The sequence below is a fragment of the Corallibacter vietnamensis genome, assembly GCF_039537875.1.
Classification (GTDB): domain Bacteria; phylum Bacteroidota; class Bacteroidia; order Flavobacteriales; family Flavobacteriaceae; genus Corallibacter; species Corallibacter vietnamensis.
Genome location: NZ_BAABBI010000001.1, coordinates 1,394,293 through 1,416,722, shown reverse-complemented (window position 1 = coordinate 1,416,722; position 22,430 = coordinate 1,394,293). Strand labels below are relative to the sequence as shown.

The 22,430-nt window shown below is 34.1% G+C and carries 14 protein-coding genes; 5 read left to right on the top strand and 9 right to left on the bottom strand.

What is annotated here, in order from left to right; translation table 11 throughout:
- Positions 1-317: 317 nt before the first annotated feature.
- The gene (locus tag ABD690_RS06435; RefSeq protein WP_344728489.1) at positions 318-6,740 is read right to left on the bottom strand and encodes a T9SS type B sorting domain-containing protein; all 6,423 of its coding nucleotides are present in this window, start codon (positions 6,738-6,740) and stop codon (positions 318-320) included.
- Positions 6,741-6,955: 215 nt separating this feature from the next.
- On the opposite strand from ABD690_RS06435, the gene folE reads away from it, so the two are divergent.
- The 5 genes from folE (at position 6,956) to ABD690_RS06410 (ending at position 10,895) form a co-directional block, all read left to right on the top strand.
- Positions 6,956-7,642: a GTP cyclohydrolase I FolE gene (gene folE / locus ABD690_RS06430; protein ID WP_344728486.1), complete on the top strand. Its 687-nt coding sequence runs from the start codon at positions 6,956-6,958 to the stop codon at positions 7,640-7,642.
- A gap of 27 nt (positions 7,643-7,669) precedes the next feature.
- Positions 7,670-9,151: a cysteine--tRNA ligase gene (gene cysS, locus ABD690_RS06425; protein ID WP_344728484.1), complete on the top strand. Its 1,482-nt coding sequence runs from the start codon at positions 7,670-7,672 to the stop codon at positions 9,149-9,151.
- 2 nt (positions 9,152-9,153) lie between these two features.
- On the top strand, positions 9,154-9,393 hold the full coding sequence (yidD, locus tag ABD690_RS06420; RefSeq protein ID WP_344728482.1) for a membrane protein insertion efficiency factor YidD: 240 nt from the start codon (positions 9,154-9,156) through the stop codon (positions 9,391-9,393).
- A 73-nt stretch (positions 9,394-9,466) separates the two neighbouring features.
- Positions 9,467-10,393 carry a prolipoprotein diacylglyceryl transferase gene (gene lgt, locus ABD690_RS06415; RefSeq protein WP_344728480.1) on the top strand — a complete coding sequence of 309 codons (927 nt, stop codon included), beginning with the start codon at positions 9,467-9,469 and terminating at the stop codon, positions 10,391-10,393.
- Between the two features lies 1 nt (position 10,394).
- Positions 10,395-10,895: a DUF192 domain-containing protein gene (locus ABD690_RS06410; protein WP_344728478.1), complete on the top strand. Its 501-nt coding sequence runs from the start codon at positions 10,395-10,397 to the stop codon at positions 10,893-10,895.
- Positions 10,896-11,029: 134 nt separating this feature from the next.
- On the opposite strand, the gene secDF is transcribed toward ABD690_RS06410, so the two are convergent.
- The 8 genes from secDF to asnB all read right to left on the bottom strand — a co-directional run bounded on the left by secDF (position 11,030) and on the right by asnB (position 22,366).
- Positions 11,030-14,047, bottom strand: coding sequence for a protein translocase subunit SecDF (gene secDF, locus ABD690_RS06405; RefSeq protein WP_344728476.1), 3,018 nt, complete (start codon positions 14,045-14,047; stop codon positions 11,030-11,032).
- A 160-nt stretch (positions 14,048-14,207) separates the two neighbouring features.
- Entirely contained in the window at positions 14,208-14,873 is a 666-nt protein-coding gene (locus ABD690_RS06400; protein WP_344728474.1) for a hypothetical protein, read from the bottom strand.
- Positions 14,874-14,904: 31 nt separating this feature from the next.
- Positions 14,905-15,831: a malate dehydrogenase gene (gene mdh / locus ABD690_RS06395; RefSeq protein WP_344728472.1), complete on the bottom strand. Its 927-nt coding sequence runs from the start codon at positions 15,829-15,831 to the stop codon at positions 14,905-14,907.
- 115 nt (positions 15,832-15,946) lie between these two features.
- The gene (gene gyrB, locus ABD690_RS06390) at positions 15,947-17,884 is read right to left on the bottom strand and encodes a DNA topoisomerase (ATP-hydrolyzing) subunit B (RefSeq protein WP_344728470.1); all 1,938 of its coding nucleotides are present in this window, start codon (positions 17,882-17,884) and stop codon (positions 15,947-15,949) included.
- 276 nt (positions 17,885-18,160) lie between these two features.
- Positions 18,161-18,838 (bottom strand): C1q-like domain-containing protein, encoded by a 678-nt coding sequence (locus ABD690_RS06385; protein WP_344728468.1) that lies wholly within the window; start codon positions 18,836-18,838, stop codon positions 18,161-18,163.
- 332 nt (positions 18,839-19,170) lie between these two features.
- Positions 19,171-19,878: a CPBP family intramembrane glutamic endopeptidase gene (locus ABD690_RS06380; protein ID WP_344728466.1), complete on the bottom strand. Its 708-nt coding sequence runs from the start codon at positions 19,876-19,878 to the stop codon at positions 19,171-19,173.
- 23 nt (positions 19,879-19,901) lie between these two features.
- The gene (locus ABD690_RS06375; protein WP_344728464.1) at positions 19,902-20,471 is read right to left on the bottom strand and encodes a magnetosome magnetite crystal formation protein family; all 570 of its coding nucleotides are present in this window, start codon (positions 20,469-20,471) and stop codon (positions 19,902-19,904) included.
- Positions 20,472-20,704: 233 nt separating this feature from the next.
- Positions 20,705-22,366, bottom strand: a complete 1,662-nt coding sequence (gene asnB / locus ABD690_RS06370; protein WP_344728462.1) for an asparagine synthase B — start codon at positions 22,364-22,366, stop codon at positions 20,705-20,707.
- Between the last annotated feature and the right edge of the window lie 64 nt (positions 22,367-22,430).

Here is a 22,430-nt window from a genome sequence, read left to right as displayed (position 1 = left end):
TAAAATTCTAATTAACGATACAATAGCTATAATTAATAAAAACTCACTTAAAAAGGCTCTAAAAGTAATTTTAGAGCCTTTTTACTTTTACACAAATATCCTTTTACCTCTATTCCCTGAACACAAACACAGTCATTTAGTAATAAACCTTATCAACTCATTTTATACGCAAGTAAACAGCTTAGCTTTAATTAATTGATTGATTAAACATATTCTGAAACACACAATAAGAGACTTTGAGAAAAAACAAAAAGCCCAAACAATTAATGTTTGGGCTTTTACCATTTATTAGTTTTTCAACTACTACTTCTACTTCTCTATCGTTTTAAAGTGAAGTGAGCTTGAAATTGTTTTCTACTATCATCAGATGGCTCTCTGTATTCTATGGTAAACCAATAGTCACTAGATGGTAAAGGTTTTCCATTTAATGTTCCATCCCATCCTGATCCTGTAGGGTTTAACTGTTTTAAAAGTTTACCGTATCTGTCAAAGATATATATTTTGGCATCAGGCTGATTATCAATTCCAGATATTTGCCATGTATCATTATCTCCATCGTTATTTGGTGTAAAAAATAATGGGTAATCTAGAACAAATACTGTATCTGTAGAAATTCCACATCCATTAGCATCTCTTGCCATAATTAGGTGCTCTCCAAATCTAACATCAGTAAAAGTATATGAATTTGAACCATTACCTAACCACGGACCGTTATCTATACTAAACTCATAATCTCCTGTTCCTGTAACTGTAGCCACAACAACATTAGGATCAGAAAATGCCTGTGTTGACACTTCAGCAGATAAAACAGGTGGCGCACTCTCTTCAACTTCAGCTGTGAATATATTAGAACATCCTGTAGCCGAATTTGTAATCTCTACAGTGTAAAGACCTGCTAAATTTGGTGTATAACTTGAATCAATACTAACAATAACACCATTTTCATCCAACCATTCAAAAGTATAATCTAAAGGATTTAATCCTGTATCTATTGTTGGTAAACCTATAACTTCTGTTCCATTGGTATCTACACAGATAATATAAGGATTATCAGGTGTAAACTCAGGTAATGGATTTACTATTAAATCAAACGTTACAATTGTATAGCAACCTGTTCCGTCATCATTAGCATCATTTGGATCTCCAGTATCAGTTACTCTAACATAAATAGTTTGCACTGCACTCGTATTTGTGTAGTTTCCAAGATTAGTAATTTCATTATCTCCCAATTCTGCATCTGATAATGACTCGTGATATGTTACTGTTTCATCAAAATCATTTAACATTAATGCTTCATTTTGATCTAAAACGAATTCTTCCTGCATATCTCCAGGATTATTATCATCACAAGCTACTAAGTCTGGTAACGCATCATTAGGTGTTGGTAACGTATTTACTACAAGTGTTACTGTTGTTAAAGCATAACAGTTACTACCACTTGTTGTTTCTGTTACTGTTGCAAAAATTGTTTGAGGGTTATGAGGTAATCCTCCTAAAGATGTATTAGCGTAAGCTGAATAATTAGGTATTGGATTATTTGGTATATCTGCCATTGTCTCATAATAGTCAACCACATACGATGCATTTCCTCCAGTTAAGCCACTATTTCTAGTTGTTAAATCAAATATTGCATATCCATCATTATCACTACTGTCATCACAAATTTCAAAAATTGCATCTTCTGCATCAACTGGAATTACAGGCAACGGATTAACAACTAAATTAAACTCTCCTACAGTAACACATTGTGTATTATTATTTTCAAGACGCACATATATTGTTGTATTTCCTGATTGATAATTTGTAAGATCAGATCCTGTTATTGGGTTTACTGCTGGCTCTGCTTCAGCGTCTGCCAAAGTTTCATGATATGTTAATGTAAAGTCACTAGGGTTTTGTGAACCTAAAATGTCACCATTCATTGTAGTCAAATTAAATGATCCGATACCATCATCATCATCGTCACAAATTGCATAATCATCAATAGTTGACGGAACAATAGGTGTTGGATTGACAATTAAATTAACAGAAACTACTGTAGGACAGTTAGAATTTGTTCCATAATCCACTCTAACATAAACTGTTTGTCCTGCAACATTTGAAAGTGTGTCTCCTTGAGCATTCACACCGTCAATTGCATTTTGATACGTTAGATGGAAAGACACATTTAATGTCGGGTCTACCGCTAAAATATCATCTCTTACTACTGATAAATCGAAAATACCTAAATTATCATTATCAGGATCACAATAATATAAATCAGCTGGTGCTGCTACTGTTGGTCCGTTTGTAACATTTAATGTTAATGTTGTAAAGTTAATACATCCTGTATTAACATCTTCTACTCTAACGTAAACAACTTCACCATCAGTACCAATGTACGCTGTATCAGAAGGCGCTACTTGTGGCGCACCATTTTGTGCTGCCACAGAACTGTTATAATATGTAACATTGTAATTACTATTATTTCCGGTAATTTCGTCATTCTTTACAGTTAAATCCATTTCAGTTACACCATCAATTGTTGTATCATCACAAACCACTAATGGTGTTGGCACTACAACCGAAGGCAATGAATTTATAGTAACTATAAAGCTATTTTCATTTATACAATTAGGTGAAGTCCCTGATTCTGCATACACATAAATTGTTTGTGTAGAAGTAATAGAATCTCCCGCATTTAACATAGTTCCAGTTCCGCCTGCTCCTGTATAATAAGCACCATTAATTAATGCAGGCAAAGTATAGGTCACACATTCTGTTACGTCAGCAGGTGCATCAGCTAAAGGCGTCGTGTTAATAGTAACTTCAAAACTATTTTCATCAGAACAGTTTGGTGTTGTTCCTGTTTCTGCATATACATAAATAGTTTGCGTTGTGGTTACAGAATCTCCTGCATTTAACATGGTCCCTGTTCCGCCTGAACCTGTATAATAGTTACCTACAGTCAATGCAGGCAAGACATAAGAATCACATGCAATTACATCTGTAGGCGCATCAGCTACCGGTGTGTTATTTATAGTTACCACAAAGCTATTTTCATCAAAACAATTTGGTGTTGTTCCTGTATCAGCATATACATAAATAGTTTGCGTTGTGGTTACAGAATCTCCTGCATTTAACATGGTCCCTGTTCCGCCTGAACCTGTATAATAATCACCATTTCCTAAAGCTGGCAATGTGTAGCTATCACAAATCTCAACATCTACTGGCGCATCAACTACTGGTGTTGTATTTATAGTAACTGTAAAACTATGTTCTGCTGTACAGTTTGGTGTTGTTCCTGTTTCTGCATAAATATATATTGTTTGTGTCGTTAAAATTGTATCTCCTGCATTTAACACAGCTCCTGTTCCGCCTGCAGCATCATAATATGTTCCTGCTGTTAAGGCTGGTAATGTGTAACTATCACATATTGTTACATCTGATGGTGTATCTACTACTGGCGTGTCATTAATGGTTACAACAAAACTATCTTCGTCTGAACAGTTTGGTGTTGTCCCTGTTTCTGCATATACATAAATGGTTTGCGTTGTTGTTACAGAATCTCCTGCACTTAACATGGTGCCTGTTCCGCCTGTTCCTGTATAATAGTTACCTTCTGTTAAAGCTGGTAATGTGTAGCTATCACAGATTTCAACATCTGCTGGCGCTGTAACTGATGGTGTATTGTTTACTGTTACAGTTACTGTATTTGTTGCTGTGTCATTAGGTGCTGTTAAACCACTATCTATCAAAGTGACTTCATACGTTGTTGTTACTGCCGGTGGTGGCGATAAAACTAATGTTGATGCTGTTCCTAAAACAGTTGCATCACCTTGCTCTGTCCAACTATAACTATACGCGCCTATTGGTGTTGCTGGGTTTGGAGTAGCTGTTAACGTGACATCGGCACCTGCATCATTACAAATTGAAGGCATATCAGCAACTGCTGTTACAGAGATATTACATATATCTATGGTCACTTCAAAACTATTTTCGTCAAAACAATTAGGTGTTGTTCCTGATTCTGCATATACATAAATAGTTTGTGTTGTTGTAATAACATCTCCAGCGTTTAGCATGGTACCTGTTCCGCCTGAACCTGTATAATAATTACCGTTTACTAGTGCAGGTAAAACATATTCATTGCATTGTGTAACATCAACAGGTGCATCAACTGCTGGTGTTGTATTTACAGTAACTGTAAAACTGTGTTCTGCTGTACAGTTTGGTGTTGTTCCTGTTTCTGCATAAATATATATTGTTTGTGTCGTTAAAATTGTATCTCCTGCATTTAACACAGCTCCTGTTCCGCCTGCAGCATCATAATATGTTCCTGCTGTTAAGGCTGGTAATGTGTAACTATCACATATTGTTACATCTGATGGTGTATCTACTACTGGCGTATCATTAATGGTTACAACAAAACTGTTCTCGTCAAAACAATTAGGTGTTGTACCAGTTTCTCCATACACATAAATAGTCTGTGTTGTTGTAATATCGTCTCCAGCTGCCAATAATGTTCCTGTTCCGCCGGCTCCTGTGTAATAATCACCACTTGTTAAGGCTGGTAAGGTATAAGTGTCACACATTGTTACATCTCCTGGAGCGTCTACTGTTGGTGTATTGTTTACTGTTACTGTTACCGTATTTGTTGCTGTGTCATTAGGTGCTGTTAAACCACTATCTGTCAAAGTAACTTCATACGTTGTTGTTACTGCCGGTGGTGGCGATAAAACCAATGTTGATGCTGTTCCTAAAACAGTTGCATCACCTTGCTCTGTCCAACTATAACTATACGCACCTACAGCAGTGCCTGGACTTGGAGTAGCTGTTAATGTGACATCGGCACCTGCATCATTACAAATTGAAGGCATATCAGCAACTGCTGTTACTGATAGTGTACATGAATCTATAGTTACAATAAAGCTATGCTCATCAACACAATTAGGTGTTGTTCCTGATTCTGCATATACATAAATAGTTTGTGTTGTTGTAATAACATCTCCAGCGTTTAGCATGGTTCCAGTTCCGCCTGAACCTGTATAATAATCACCTTCCGTTAAAGCAGGTAAAGTATAATCGTTACATGCAGTTACATCAGAAGGCGTATCAACATTTGGTTGTGTAAACACTTGTACTGTTTCAGAAATTGCTAAAGGACCTCCACAAACAGAGTTCAAGTTATCTACTGATTCTAAATTAACTATTTGATCTGATGTAGCACCTGTAATAGTAATAATATGCTCTCCTGTAGCGTCAAGTGTTACTGTTTGAGTAGCACCTCCATTAACGTTATATTCTACCACATCATTTTCAGAACCTGTAATTGTGAATATAGCGTCACCACTACCACAAACATCTGGACTATCTGAAAGTGTTACTACTGGTGTTGGTGGTACTACAACCGTAATTGGTCTGTAAGCGACTCTTTCTACTCCTGTTAATGCATCGGTATAAGTTACTTGTGCAATATAGGTTGTTGTTTCGCTAGGTGTTACTACCAAAGCATTTGGATCAGTCCCTAATACTGTTCCAGCGTCATCCAACCACTCAAAAGACGTAATTGGCGCACCCCCATTTGGATAAAACTGCCACGCTTCAGGGCCTGTTGGTGAGACATCCCAAACACCTGTATTTCTTCCTGGAGGCGATACGCCATCTGTACCAGCATCATTTTGAATACCAATAGCCGCACGACCTCCAGCCCAACCTGGACATATAGGTTTTTGAAAAATGTATGTTTCTATGATGTTGGTTGTTTCATAAAACATAATCATTTGATTTGTTTTCAAACTATTACAAGCCGCACTAAATTGCGCTACATTGAAAAAACTAAACACAAATACTCTAAATGGTGCTTCACCTTTTACACTATAAGTAATATTGTAATCAACTCCTAACGTACCCGAAGCACTAGGGTCTGTATCATGAATTGCCCCAAAAATATTCCCATCCATTAAAGCTGCATCTGTATTGTTTGGTATTAATGCTCCAGCTGCAGGTGTCCAATAATGAGCACCTACTGCATCTGATAAATTAAAACCTACTGCACCATTTGTTGATAAAGCACATTGTGTGTAGTCATTATTATAAAATTCAAAATCAAAGGCAAAATTAATAGGCGCACTCCAAACATCATCAGCGGTTAAAGTTGTACCTGTTGCTGTTTCACCAAATGAGAATGGTGGATTAAACGGTATAGAACGCACATCATAACCTGTAGAGTGTCCTACTTCTGTATAATCTGCTGAAAGCGTTAATGGTGGTATGGTTCCTGTATTTAAATCTACACAAGGTGCTGTTGTAATACATACATTACCACTACACGAAATAGAGCCACTATCTACAGAAATACTCATCTCTGCAGAACCAGAACCTGAACTAGAGGTTGTAGGAAAAACTCGTATTTCAACTTCTGCTGTATCACAATTTGTTGGATTTGCATTTTCACAAATTTCATAAGTAATATAATAAATACCTTGAGGTGTATTTGCTGCAATATTTACAAAACCTAAAGGATTAAGTGTTGTAAATCCGCTAGGATCAGGAATAGTTTCTGTTATTGTAAAGTTACTATAAGTTCCAAAATTTATAGCTGTACCATTAAAATAATCGTTTAAAAAAACACGATCACCACTTGATGTGGCTGCATTTGGGTTATCTGCTCTTCCAATAACCACATCATCAATGGCGATGAGTTGAGCAAAAGAAAAATTAACAAACAAAATAATGCACAGCGTAATTATCTTTTTCATAGGGATGAATTTATGTGTAAATGTTTTTGTTTAACTAAACAATTAGTATTAGCTAAATAAGGGTTAATCATTAAAAATAATGGGGGAAATTAAGAAATTTTTAGCAAAACTTAAGTTAAAATTAACAGGAAATTAATTCTGTGTTAATAAAAGCCCTGTAAACTGGGATTTTCTTATCTTTGCAAACTATTTCTAACATGACATTTTAAAAATAAATGAAGATTGACAATTCTTTAGAAAATATTGAAAATAACGATCCTATTGGAGACAACCACATAGGCACTAGTCAAGATACACCTTTACGTAAAGATGCTTTTGATTTATCTAATCAAGAAAAAATAGAACGCATCAAAAAAGATGTTACTAATATTATGAACACTTTAGGTTTAGATTTAACAGACGATAGTTTAAAAGGCACTCCTAATAGAGTTGCTAAAATGTTTGTAAATGAAATCTTTGGAGGTTTACACCCAGATAAAAAACCTAAAGCATCAACTTTTGATAATAAATACCAATATGGTGAAATGCTTGTAGAAAAAAATATTACAGTATATTCTACTTGCGAACACCATTTACTACCTATTGTAGGACGTGCTCACGTTGCTTATATATCTAATGGTAGTGTTGTAGGTTTATCAAAAATGAATCGTATTGTAGATTATTACGCAAAACGTCCTCAAGTGCAAGAACGCTTAACTATTCAGATTGTAAAGGAACTACAAGATGTTTTAGGAACAGAAGACGTTGCTTGTGTTATAGATGCAAAACATTTATGCGTAAATTCTCGCGGTATTAGAGATATTGAAAGCAGCACAGTAACATCTGAATTTGGCGGCAAATTCAAAGAAAAAGAAACTCGTAGAGAGTTTTTAGACTACATAAAATTAGACACGCAATTTTAGTAAACTTTAAGATTTTATAGCCTAACCATGCAATTATTCAACAATCAAGAGATAAAAATATATAACTCCTTAACTGGAGAAAAAGAACTTTTTACACCTATTAATGACGGCTATGTTGGCATGTATGTATGCGGCCCAACAGTTTACAGCAATGTGCATTTAGGCAATGTAAGAACTTTTATGTCTTTTGATATGGTTTTTAGATACCTTAAACATCTAGGCTATAAAGTGCGTTATGTAAGAAATATTACTGATGCTGGACATCTTGAAAATGATGCTGACGTTGGTGAAGACCGTATTGCTAAAAAAGCACGTCTAGAAGAAATTGAACCTATGGAAGTTGTGCAACGCTACACTGTAGATTTTCACAATATCTTAAACACTTTCAATTTCTTACCACCTAGTATAGAGCCAACAGCGACAGGACATATTATAGAGCAAATTGAACTTATTAAAACCATTATTGACAACGGGTTTGCTTACGAAGTAAATGGTTCTGTTTATTTTGATGTTCATAAATACAATGAAAGCAACGAATATGATATCTTGAGTCGTAGAAAACTTGAAGATTTAATTCATAACACACGTGAGCTTGACGGACAAAGCGACAAAAAAAATCCTCAAGATTTTGCTCTTTGGAAAAAAGCCGAACCTACACATATTATGCGTTGGCCTTCTCCTTGGAGCGATGGGTTTCCTGGTTGGCATTTAGAATGTACTGCAATGAGTACAAAATATTTGGGAGAACAGTTTGATATTCACGGTGGCGGAATGGATTTAAAATTCCCGCATCACGAATGCGAAATTGCTCAAAACCAAGCATCAAAAGGAAAATCGCCTGTTAATTATTGGATGCACGCCAATATGCTTATTATGAATGGTAAGAAAATGGCCAAATCTACTGGAAACTTCATTTTACCAACCGAGATTTTTACAGGAGACAACCCGCATATCACCAAAGCTTTTGCTCCAAGTGTTGCTAGATTTTTTATGCTACAAGCCCATTACAGGAGTGTTTTAGACTTTACAAACGATGGTTTATTAGCTAGTGAAAAAGGATTCTACAGATTAATGGATGCAATAGATTCATTAGACGACATAAAAACTTCAGCGAGTTCTAATATAGACATTGATACATGGAAGCAAAAATGCTATGATGCAATGAATGATGATTTTAATTCACCTATTCTAATTGCAAACTTATTTGAAGCTGTTAAATACATCAATCAGCTAAAAGAAGGAAAAGCAAGCATTTCTGAAAGTGATTTAGAAACACTTAAAGCTACAATACAAACATTTGTATTTGACATTTTAGGCCTTGTTAATGTTTCTAAATCTGAAACAGGTACAGACAAGCTTTCTAGTGCTGTTGAGCTTTTAATTCAGCTACGTCAAGAAGCAAGACTAAACAAAGACTTTGCTACATCAGATAAAATTAGAGATGATTTAGCTGAAGCTGGGATTCAATTAAACGACGGTAAAGACGGCACTACTTTTACGACAAACTAGTCATGAAAAAAATTATAATAGCACCTTTTTTGTTTTTAATAAAAATATATCAAGTTGCTATTTCTCCTCTTACACCGGCTACTTGTAGGTACCAGCCTACTTGTTCTCATTACACTAAAGAAGCTTTAGAAAAACACGGCTTTTTCAAAGGCGGTAAATTAGCTTTAAAACGAATTTTTAGCTGCCATCCTTGGGGCGGTTCTGGCTATGACCCAGTTCCTGAAAAATTAGATAAAAAATAACATTTCCTTACCTAGCATTCCTTTTCTGTCCGTTTTCATTTGTCTATATTTACACTTATAAATACAAAAACATATGTTGTTATTACAATTTGACTGGAATCCTGTTTCTGGTATTGATATTATTGGAAATTTTAAACTTCATTTTTATAGCGTTATGTGGATTATAGCCTTTTTATTAGGTTGGTACATAATGAAATGGATTTTTAAAAGAGAAAAAGTAAATCAAGATTATTTAGATCCATTGTTTTTGTATACGGTTATAGCAACGCTTTTAGGTGCTCGTTTAGGACATGTTATCTTTTATCAATCAGAGTTAATCACTCAAGATTTCTTTAGCATCTTTTTACCTTTTAGGTTTAAACCTGAATTTGAATTTACAGGATTTCAAGGTTTAGCCAGTCATGGTGCTGCCATAGGAATCATTATAGGAATGTATTTATACCGAAGAAAATACAAGTATAAATCACTTATGTGGATTTTAGACCGTGTTGTTATTACAGTAGCTTCAGGCGCTATTTTTATTAGACTAGGAAATTTTATAAACTCTGAAATAATAGGAAAAGTAACTAATTCGCCATTAGGTGTTCGTTTTATTCAAGAAGAATACACAAAGCGAGAAGCTATGCAACTTACAGGATTACAAACTCCTAAAGAAGCTTATAATGCCATAGCAAATAATCCGCAGTTTCAAAACTTATTAGACGCTGTACCATACAGACATCCTGCACAGCTTTACGAATCATTTGCCTATGTATTTGTCTTTTTAATACTATGGTATATTTATACCAAAACAACAAAAAGCGAGCAAACTGGTTTTCTTTTTGGTTTGTTTTTAGTGTTATTATGGACCATACGCTTCTTTGTTGAGTTTGTAAAAGAGGCTCAAGTAGATGAACGCGCAACATGGTTTTTAAATACCGGACAATGGTTAAGCATTCCTTTTATAATACTAGGCTTGTATTTTATGCTTGCTTACAAACCTAAAAACACTGTAAAATAATATGATTTCTAAAAAAGTTGGTGTTTTATTATTATCTGCATCTACTCTAACAGCCACTATGGTGTCTTGTAAGGAAGAAAAAAAAGACATTAAACAAACGATAGCTACTTTTAAGAAAGAGGGAGAATTAACCTTATTAAAAAAGCAAACAGACTCTATTATAAAGCAATTAGATATTGAAATTGCTGACTCTGACTACGAACGACAAACAGGCATGATGAATAGAAACTCTATGCAGGACAACCGTGGAATGCTATTTATTTTCCCTGATATGCGCCCTCGTTCTTTTTATATGAAAAACACAAAAATCCCTTTAGATATTATTTATCTTGATGACAAGTATACTATTGTGAGTTTTCAAGAAAATGCAAAGCCTCTAGATGAAAGTTCTTTACCATCACAAGCTGCTGCTAAATATGTACTAGAAGTTAATGGTGGTTTAGCGCGTCAATGGCAACTTGAAGTTGGCGACTACATGCAATTTACAAGAACAAAAGAATAAACCTTTTTAAAGCTATTATAATGCTTAAACTACATTCCGTTTAAAGTGTTATACACATTAAAAATCACTCAATAAAAAATCCCTTTCAAAATATTTGAAAGGGATTTTTTTATGTATTGTATGTTATAAGAGAATTAAGCTTGAGCTTCTTCCTCTTCTTCTTTAGCTTTATTTTTTAAAGCGTCTTTTGCATCACCTTTTTTAACAGTGTCATACATAATAGGAGTCGCTATAAATAACGATGAATAAGTACCTACTATAACACCTACAATTAAAGCAAACATGAAGCCTCTAATAGAATCCCCACCAAAAATGAAGATAGCTAATAGCACAACTAATGTTGTTAAAGACGTATTTAATGTTCTACTTAATGTACTACTTAAAGATGCATTTATAACCTTATCAAAATCCCAACCTGTGTGCTCATTGAAGAATTCACGAATTCTATCAAATACAACCACGGTATCGTTTAATGAGTAACCAATAACGGTTAATATCGCAGCAATAAACGCTTGATCAATCTCCATTGTAAAAGGCATAAACTTGTACGTTAATGAGAATACTCCTAACACGATTACAACATCATGGAAAACTGCCGCAACAGCTCCAAGAGAGAATTGCCATCTTTTAAAACGCGATAAGATGTAAAGGAATACAACTATAAGTGATCCTAAAATTGCCCAGAAAGATTCTTTTTTGATATCATCAGCAATAGTTGGACTTACCTTATAGTATTTCATTAAACCTACTTGTTTACCTTCATCATTAGCTATAAAATCTTCGTAGCTAATATTTAATTGTGGTTGTAAACTGTTGAATAATGTTTGTCTAATTTCTTCATCTACTTCAGCGCTAGTTTCATCAACTTTAAACTTTGTAGTAATTTTAAGTTCTCGATTTGTATTACCAATTAGTTTAGCATCGGCACTACCAAACACATCAGATAATGTTGCTGTTACTTCAGATGCGCTTACATCTTCAGAGAAACGCACTTGGTATGTTCTACCCCCAACAAAATCTACACCTTGATCTAATCCGTTGGTAAATAATGATCCTAAACTTAAAACAATAAGTACAGCAGAGAATATGTAAGCTGTTTTTCTTTTCTTTAAGAAATTAATATTAATACCTCTGAATAGGTTTTTAGTAATTCCTGTAGAGAATGTTAATTGACCACCTCTATTTACGTACCAATCTACAATTAATCTAGTGATAAAGATTGCTGTAAATAATGATGTAGCAATACCTATTAATAACGTAGTCGCAAAACCTTTAATTGGACCTGTTCCAAAAATGAATAAGATTAATGCTGTTAAACCTGTAGTAATGTTTGCATCAAGAATTGATGATAACGCATTACTGAACCCATCTTGAATAGCTTCTTTTTGAGATTTTCCTTTATCTAGTTCTTCCCTAATTCTTTCAAATATAAGTACGTTTGCATCAACTGACATACCTATAGTAAGAACAATACCTGCAATACCAGGAAGTGTTAATACTGCTCCTAATCCTGATAACACACCAAAGATTAATAATATGTTTAATAACATTGCGATATCAGCAAATAAACCTGCTTTACCGTAATAAAAAACCATCCATAAAAGCACAAGTGCTAATGCTATTAAGAATGACATTTGACCACTTTGAATAGCTTCATGACCTAATGATGGCCCAATGACGTCACTTTGAATAATATCTGCAGATGCAGGTAATTTACCAGCTCTTAATACGTTTGCTAAATCTGTAGCTTCATTAAGTGTAAAGCTTCCAGAAATTTGAGAATTCCCGCCTGAAATTGCGCCAGTAGTTACTCCTGGTGCTGAATAAACAACATTATCAAGTACGATAGCAATTTCACTTCCTTCAGCAAAAGCTCTCCCAGTCATTTCTTCCCAGATTTTAGCTCCTTTTCCGTTCATTTGCATGGTTACCATAGGTTTTCCTGTTGGTCCATACTCTTGTCTAGCATCTGTAATTACAGCACCGCTTAATGGTGGTATATTATCTCTGTTACCTTCTAATGCATAAAGGTCAACTATCTCACTGTTTTTCTCTGGCTTACCAAAAACAAACTTTACGTTACGTTGTTCTGCTGGTAATAATGCACGTACTTGAGGCATGTTTAAGTAGTCAAGCACTGTTTGCTTATCTGCAGAAGCAAATCTAGCTATAATAGGCCCACCTTGATAACCTAATCCTTGTATCAATTTAGCTAAAGGATTATTTTGAGCTACATCCGTAGAATCTGGGTCATCACCTAATAAGTCAGCAATTTTATCTTCTTCAGCATCTTGAGGAGCTTCAGCTACTTCTTCTGTTTTATCTTCTTCTGTAACAACAATCTCTTTTAGCAATTCGTTTGCTTGATTGATAAAGTTATAGAATTGCTCTCCTTTATAAGCATACCAGAATTCTAATTGCGCAGTACTTTGTAATAATTTTGTAGCTCGCTCTGCATCTTTAACTCCTGGTAATTCTACTAAAATACGTCCTGAAGATTCTAAACGTTGAATGTTTGGAGATGTTACACCAAACTCATCAATACGCTTACGTAATACTTCAAATGCAGAAACAATAGATTCGTCTATTTTTCTATCTATGATAGGCTTCACCTCATCATCAGACATATCAAATGTTATCTCATCACTTAAAGCTCTGTTTGCAAAAATCTCTGGAGAAGCTAATTTTGTATCTCCTTTAATTTTATCAAAAGCAATAAAGAAATCCTCTAAATATGTATTCTGACTGTTTTTTTGTAATTCAGACGCGTCGTCTAACGCTTTGTTAAATACTGGATTTTTACTGTAAGCTGCAAGACCTTTTAATATGTCTTTTACAGAAACTTGCAAAATAACATTTACACCACCTTTAAGGTCTAAACCTAAATTCATGGCGTTTTCCTTAACCTCATTGTAAGTATATTTAGCAATACCAATATTGTAAACTGTATCGTTAGAAATTGATTCTAAATACTCATTTTCGGCAGCGCTCCTTTTCTCTATATAATTTTCATCTGTTGTAGAAACCTTACTAATAGCAACTTCTTTTGCCTCATCTTCAATTTGATTTGCCTTAAACGTAAATGATAGTTGATAAATACTTACCAAACCAAACAAAATTGCAAATAGTTTTACTAATCCTTTATTTTGCATTATGTGTTAAATTAATTAGTTTATTTGTTCATATTTTTAAAAACGAGCAAATATATATTTTCTATACTGATTTAGCAAAAGGTTTTGGTAGTTTCTAAAAGATATGCAACAAAAAAACAGCTCAATAGAGCTGTTTTTTGTTTTATAATGGTATTATATTTTAATTACCTCCCATTCCGGCTTGAGCCTCTGTATAACCTTCTGGTGGTGTCATGTCAAATTTATCATCAGCAACTGATTCTTTTTTTATTTCAGTCACTTCATAAGTCATTGTCATATCCATTCCCATTTGAGTCATATCCATTTTCATGTAAAGAGGAAATCCTTTTATTTTATCACCAAAACTAGCAGTTTGTTGAGATACAGCTGTTAACTTATCTGTTACAAAAAATTCAATTTTTGCTTTATTTCCATCTTTTTCTGTTTCAATAAAATACTGCTTACAGTCATACCCTAAAACTTTTTTAGTTTCGGTTCCTTCTGTAATTGTTGTTCCTTCTAAATCTTCTTCTGATGGCTCAATGTTTTGTTTCATGTACATTTTTCCCGCCATAGGATTGTCCATTAACATCAACATCTCTTTTTTATCATTATCAATGATAACGGTTTGTTTTCCTGACATTGGATTATCAGATTCTGAACGCGACATCTGGTTTTTAAAGTATGTTGTAGACATGATATCACCAATCATTGCAAATTGAGCTTTCATTTGCTCATTTTCGCTAGATAGTGTCATTTTTGAAGTCACAACACCTTCTGTTAGTTCTTCTTGAGAAAAAACAGACGAACTGATGGCTAAAACTAATAATAAGAATATTTTTTTCATTGTGATTGTTTTAAGGTTAATAATTAAGTTATTATAGTTCTAATAACCCATTTGTTTTCATAACACCTTCAGCACTTGTGTGTAAGTGTTCTTTTTCTGCATCAGTTAGTTCTATTTCTACAACTTTCTCGATACCTTTTCTACCTAAAATTACTGGAGCACCAATACATAAATCGTTTAAGCCATACTCTCCTTGTAATAATGCTGAACATGGGAACATTTTTTTCTGATCACAAGCAATAGCTTGAACCAATCCGCTTACAGCAGCTCCTGGCGCATACCAAGCTGATGTTCCTAATAATTTTGTTAATGTAGCTCCACCTACTTTAGTATCTTCTTTTACTTGATTTAATCTATCATCTGATAAAAATTTAGATACAGGAACTGAATTACGAGTTGCTAAACGTGTTAGAGGCACCATACCTACGTCACTATGACCACCAATAACCATACCATCTACATCGCTTATAGGCGCTTCTAAAGCTTCTGCCAATCTGTATTTGAAACGTGCAGAATCTAATGCGCCACCCATACCTATTATTCTATGCTTAGGTAACCCTGTTGTTTTGTGAACTAAATACGTCATGGTATCCATTGGGTTACTAACTACAATTATAATTGTGTTAGGAGAGTTTTCAATAAGACTAGCTGATACTGTTTTTACAATACCTGCATTGATACCTATTAATTCCTCACGAGTCATTCCTGGTTTACGAGGAATTCCTGATGTAATTACACAGATATCACTGTTTGCTGTTTTAGTATAATCGTTAGTTACTCCTGTTATTTTAGTGTCAAAACCATTTAATGAAGCTGTTTGCATTAAATCCATTGCTTTACCTTCAGCAAAACCTTCTTTAATGTCTAATAAAACGACTTCTGAAGCAAAATTTTTAATTGCTATATACTCTGCACAACTTGCACCTACTGCTCCTGCTCCAACTACTGTTACTTTCATATTTTTTTATTGTTTATTTGTATTTAATGTGTTGATTTTTAAGATTACGAAATTACAAATTATTTATCATGTAATTAAAAAAGCGAAAGGTTAATCTTTCGCTTTTTAGTTTGTTTTACGCATCAATATTTGCGTATATGGCATTTTTCTCAATAAATTCTCTACGAGGAGGCACTTCATCTCCCATAAGCATTGAGAAAATACGATCTGCTTCACCACCGTTATCAATATTTACTTGACGAAGTGTTCTAAACTCTGGGTTCATTGTAGTATCCCATAATTGTTCAGCATTCATCTCTCCAAGACCCTTATAACGTTGAACACTTACACTGCCTCCAAACTCTTCAGCGATATCATCTCGCTCTTTGTCTGACCATGCATAACGTTTCTTTTGTCCTTTTTTAACTAAATATAAAGGAGGTGTTGCTATGTATATATGACCGTTTTCTATTAGTTCTTTCATGTACCTAAAGAAGAATGTCAAAATAAGTGTAGCAATGTGACTACCATCAATATCGGCATCACACATAATAACGACTTTGTGATAACGTAATTTAGATAAGTTTAATGCCTTACTATCTTCTTCTGTACCAATAGTTACACCAAGTGCTGTGAAAATATTTTTAATTTCTTCGTTTTCAAACACTTTATGTGTCATTGCTTTTTCAACATTCAATATCTTACCACGTAGTGGAAGAATAGCTTGAAATGCTCTATCACGGCCTTGTTTTGCAGTTCCACCTGCCGAATCTCCCTCTACTAGGAATACTTCACATTTTTCTGGATCTTGCTCTGAACAGTCACTTAATTTACCTGGCAAGCCACCAATACTCATCACTGTTTTACGCTGTACCATTTCACGCGCTTTTTGAGCTGCATGACGTGCTTGCGCTGCAAGTATTACTTTTTGAACAATGGTTTTTGCTTCATCAGGATGCTCTTCAAGGTAGTCTGCAAGCATTTCAGAAACTGCCTGACTTACAGAAGCAGATACTTCTCTGTTTCCTAACTTTGTTTTAGTTTGTCCTTCAAATTGAGGCTCGGCAACTTTTACTGATACGATAGCTGTTAATCCTTCACGGAAATCATCTCCTGCAATATCAAATTTCAGCTTATCTAACATTCCTGATTCGTCAGCATACTTTTTTAAGGTATGCGTCAAACCACGACGGAAACCTGAAAGATGGGTTCCACCTTCGTGTGTGTTAATGTTGTTTACATAAGAATGTAAGTTTTCTGCATATGACGTATTGTAAACCATAGCAACCTCAACAGGCACTCCGTTCTTCTCTCCTTCAAAAGAAATAACATCGTTCATTAAAGGCTCTCTGTTACCATCTAAAAACTTCACAAATTCAGAAAGTCCTTCTTCTGAATGGAATGTTTCTCCTTCAAAACTTCCGTCTTCTTTTTTGTGACGTTTATCAACTAAATGTACCGTGATACCCTTATTAAGGTATGCCAACTCACGCATTCTACTTGCTAAAGTATCATAATTATACTCTAAAGTTTGTTGAAATATTTGTGGATCTGGTTTAAAAGTTACAATGGTTCCTGTTTTGTCTGTATCGCCAACAGTTTTTACAGGATATAAGGTTTTACCTCTTTCGTATTCTTGCTCCCATATTTTACCTTCTCTGTATACTGTAGCTTTCAGGTTTTCTGATAGAGCATTAACACAACTTACACCAACACCATGAAGTCCACCTGATACTTTATAAGAATCTTTATCAAACTTACCTCCTGCACCAATTTTAGTCATTACAACCTCTAGCGCTGAAACACCTTCTTTTTTATGTAATCCAACTGGAATACCACGACCGTCATCTTCTGTGGTAATTGAGTTATCCTCATTTATAGTTACTGTGATATTATCACAATGTCCTGCTAAAGCTTCATCAATGGAGTTATCAACTACTTCATAAACCAAATGGTGTAAACCTCTTACACCTACGTCTCCAATATACATCGATGGACGCATACGCACGTGCTCCATTCCCTCAAGGGCTTGGATACTGTCTGCACCATACTGTTTTTTGTTTTCTTCGCTCATTTTTATTTTAATATGATTTAGTTCTTATTTTACAGAAAAAAAGACGCCTGTTGCGTCTCTTATGAGATTCTAACAAAGATAACAAATTATTAAGCCTTTTAAAAGTATTTTAACGAGTTAACGAAGAAATTATCAACATTTGTTAATTTCTAAAAAAGTTTCTTAAAACGCTTAAAAAGCACCTTAAATTAGATTTCGAATATTTTTAAAGCATTATAAAAACCAGAAAACAAAAACAAGCTCTTATATGCGCTATTTTACTTGTAAAAGTATCAACTATCTTATTTGAACAATAGTAAAAAAAGTATCAATTGAATTAGAAAGTAAATTTACAGATAGCAAGTTTGAAAAAATTTGAAACGATATAGTATCATTAGCACTTAACTGTAGTAACGCTTGAGTTTTACGAATAGGCGGTGTTAAGTTAAGCCCAAGCAAACTTATGTTTGCAAAATTTTCTCTTGCAACCAACGCATTGTTTTTTAAAATACAGACACCATAATCTGTTGAGACTGCAATAGCACTGCTTGAATTAATCTGTACAGTGACTTGATAAATACCATCTTGTTTGGCTGTAAAGACTCCTGTAGAAACATTAAACTCATCATTTAAATCAAATTCTTCACTATCAAAAACAAGGTCTTCATACAAAGAGCCCAACGTAATGCTTGAAGCTGCAGGCCCTGAAAAACCACCTTTTACTGCTGACAAAAGAACTGAATTTATAATCTCTTTTGAGGGTATTGATTTTACAATCTCTCCAGAAGTAACTAGCACAGAGTCTTTAGCTATTATAGATTTAGTTAAAGGGTTGGTTTCTTCTTCTATGGTTCTAATTCTCAAATCCCCGTTAACATCTAATGATGCAGTAGGTGATGTTGTATTAATCCCAACTTGAGAAAATACAGGCATTGAAAAAACAAAAATAAGTACAAACTTTAATTTCACAAACATAGTATTGCATCTTTAAAGTTCTATGGGAGTACTTAAATATACTAAAAAAACACACTAATAAACTAAAAAAAAATACATTTAATCGATAAAATACATATTCAATCAATATAAATGTAAGATTAATATTACTTTTTACAAATGAAATATCTTGGGGAAATTACAGTTTTTTAAGATTAGACTTCACTCACTTCTATAAGCATTTGTATATATGTTTACCACATCATACCTAGAAATCCTTCATGTTTTTAAATGCTTTTACCCTACTCAAAAGCAGTTGTCATGATTGATTTTTTTCTACAAGAACCTAAAACAAGTCCTGGTTGACACTCCTTTTATTTCTTTTCTATTTTGGAATACAACTTTGATTTTAACAACAACTTTAAACAAACCAAAGTAGCTAAAGAAGGAAACAAGCCTTTAAACAAATTAAAAAACAACCAATTCCAATCGTTGATGTCTATACTTGATACTTTCTGAAAGAAAATTTCACCATAAGGTTGCGATTCAAAAAAACAGGCGTTCATTAAATTCACACCTAAATGAAACCCTAAACCCATCATTATGGATTTTGTTTTATAAAATGTATAAGCCCAAACATAACCTGTAAAACCTGTTACCAAAATCACATATACGACAGCAATCCATCTATCTCCAATCATGCCATAGGAAAACACATGATACACTCCAAAAAACAAGGCAGAAATTAAAATGGCCCACTTTGCACCTAACTTATGTATTAGTATATATAAAAGAGCACCTCTAAAAACTAAATCTTCGGTTAGAGCTGACTTTAAATGGTAAACAACTGCGCCAAAAAACAGCTTGTAATTAAATGTTGATTGTAATTCCCATTCTACTTTTAAAACAAAAGTTTCAACACCTATATTTACAAGAGTAACTAGCACGATAAATATAAATCCAAGTATAAATTGGGTTAATCGTTTTGGGTATAGAATAACACCTAAAACATCGATATTTTTTTTCTCAACAAAGCGTAAGAGTGCCCATGAGATTACTAGTATTATTAATAATCCTAACATTTGAAATACGTTTTAAATTAAAGTTACACCTCTTTTGGTTTCAAAAATGGGATTGAAAATGGATACTTAAAAGTTCCTGTTTGCAGTGATCTTGAAATATTATATATCGTAGTGATAATAGCAAAAAGAACAATCGCTCCTGAAATAAAAAAATTATAACCTGGAATAATAAAAAATGATAGTAATGACAAAAAGAACAGCAAGGTAATTGTTCCATGAAAGTTTACAACAGCCCTACCATGTGCATCATACACCTTACTATCTTCAGCTTTATGAATCCAAATAAACAGTGGAAATAAAATACTTCCAAATGGAATAATCAATCCTAAAAAAGGAGAACCATGAAGCAACAACATCCATTTGCGTTGTATGACTTCCTCCTTTGGGTCTTCAAGAATCAGTAATTCGTCAATCTCTATTTCAAGACCTGCTGCCAACAGTTTTACCGTTTGAAGATGTGGCTGTACATCACCTTTTTCTATACGCTGAATGGTTCTAACCGTAACAGTAGTTTTATCAGAAAGTTGCTCTTGCGTATACCCTTTTAGCTTTCGCTGATAGGTTAAATTTTCGCTTAAAGAATTTTTATTCATTTTGATTATTATTTCTGATGCAAATCTACTTCAGGTTATTGGATTTTAACACGACATTTAAATGTCACCTATATGTCATTATTAGATTTTATAAGGGTTTTAAGCCTTCATTAAGCAAACTTACTTGAAAACTCAAAATAATACATTGGGTTAGTCTAGTCTTTAAAGGTAATTATTTTTAAAATAAAAAAAGCCGGTTTTTAACCGGCTTTCCTTCTTATAGATTATTAAAATTAATATGCATCAGTATGTACTTTTGAAACTGCTCTTCCACTTGGGTCATTCATGTTTTTGAATGCTTCATCCCACTCTAAAGCAATTTTTGTACTGCATGCTACACTAGGTTCTTGTGGTACGCTTAATGCAGCTGCATCGCTTGGAAAATGCTCTTCAAAAATAGAGCGATAATAAAACTCTTCTTTATTTTGAGGTGTTTGTATCGGGAACCTAAAATGCGCATTTTTCATTTGCTCATCGGTTACTTCTTCATTTACAACTTCTTTCAAAGTGTCAATCCAACTGTAACCAACACCATCACTAAACTGTTCTTTTTGTCTCCAAGCTACGCTTTCTGGCAGCATGTCTTCAAAAGCTTTTCTCACTACCCATTTTTCCATACGCTCTGGTGTTATCATTTTATCTTGCGGGTTGATACTCATTGCCACATCCATGAATTCCTTATCTAAAAATGGCACACGACCTTCGATTCCCCAAGCTGCTAAACTTTTATTTGCTCTTAAACAATCATACATATGCAGTTTACTTAATTTACGAACCGTTTCTTCATGAAACTCTTTGGCATTTGGTGCTTTATGAAAGTAAAGATAACCGCCAAATAATTCGTCAGCACCTTCACCAGACAACACCATTTTTATTCCCATAGACTTAATAACTCTTGCCATTAAATACATAGGTGTACTCGCGCGAATAGTTGTAATATCATAGGTTTCTAGCTGATAAATTACGTCTCTTACCGCATCTAACCCTTCTTGAATGGTAAACTTTATTTCGTGGTGAACAGTTCCAATATGGTCTGCCACTTTTTGTGCTGCAGCCAAATCTGGAGACCCTTCAAGTCCTACTGAAAAGCTATGTAATTGAGGCCACCAAGCATCAGAATTATCATCACTTTCAATACGTTTTTGAGCATATTTTTTTGCAATTGCTGAAGTCACCGAAGAATCTAACCCTCCTGAAAGCAACACACCATAAGGTACATCACTCATTAACTGCCTGTGAACAGCTGCTTCAAGCGCTTCTTTTATTTTTGCAATGCTTGTCTCGTTGTCTTTTACTGTATCATAATCAGTCCACTCACGCTTATGCCATTGCACAAATTCACCATCTTTACTAGACATATAATGACCTGGAGGAAATAGCTCAATTTTTGTACAAACACCTTCAAGTGCTTTCAATTCTGATGCTACATAAAAGGTTCCGTTTTGATCCCATCCAATGTATAATGGAATGATTCCCATGTGGTCTCTAGCTACAAAATATTCGTCTTTTTCAACATCATAAATCGCAAACCCAAAAATACCATTAAGTTCATCGACAAAATCAGTTCCTTTTTCTTGATACAACGCCAAAATAACTTCACAATCACTTTCAGTTTGAAACTTGTAATCAGGAAATTGTTTACGCAACTCTCTGTGGTTATATATTTCACCATTAGCCGCTAAAACAAACCTCTTATCTTCCGAAAACAAAGGTTGTTTTCCTGAAGCAGGATCAACAATTGCTAAACGCTCATGTGCCATAATCGCTTTGTCATTATCAAAAATTCCGCTCCAGTCTGGACCACGATGACGGATTCTTTTTGACATTTCTAATATTTGAGGTCTTAAATCTTCTGTTTTCTGCTTTAAATCAAATGCACATACAATTCCACACATAATTTCTCTTTTTATATCAATTGTCACATATTATGAAGCAAATATTCATTTAACATTACAAAAT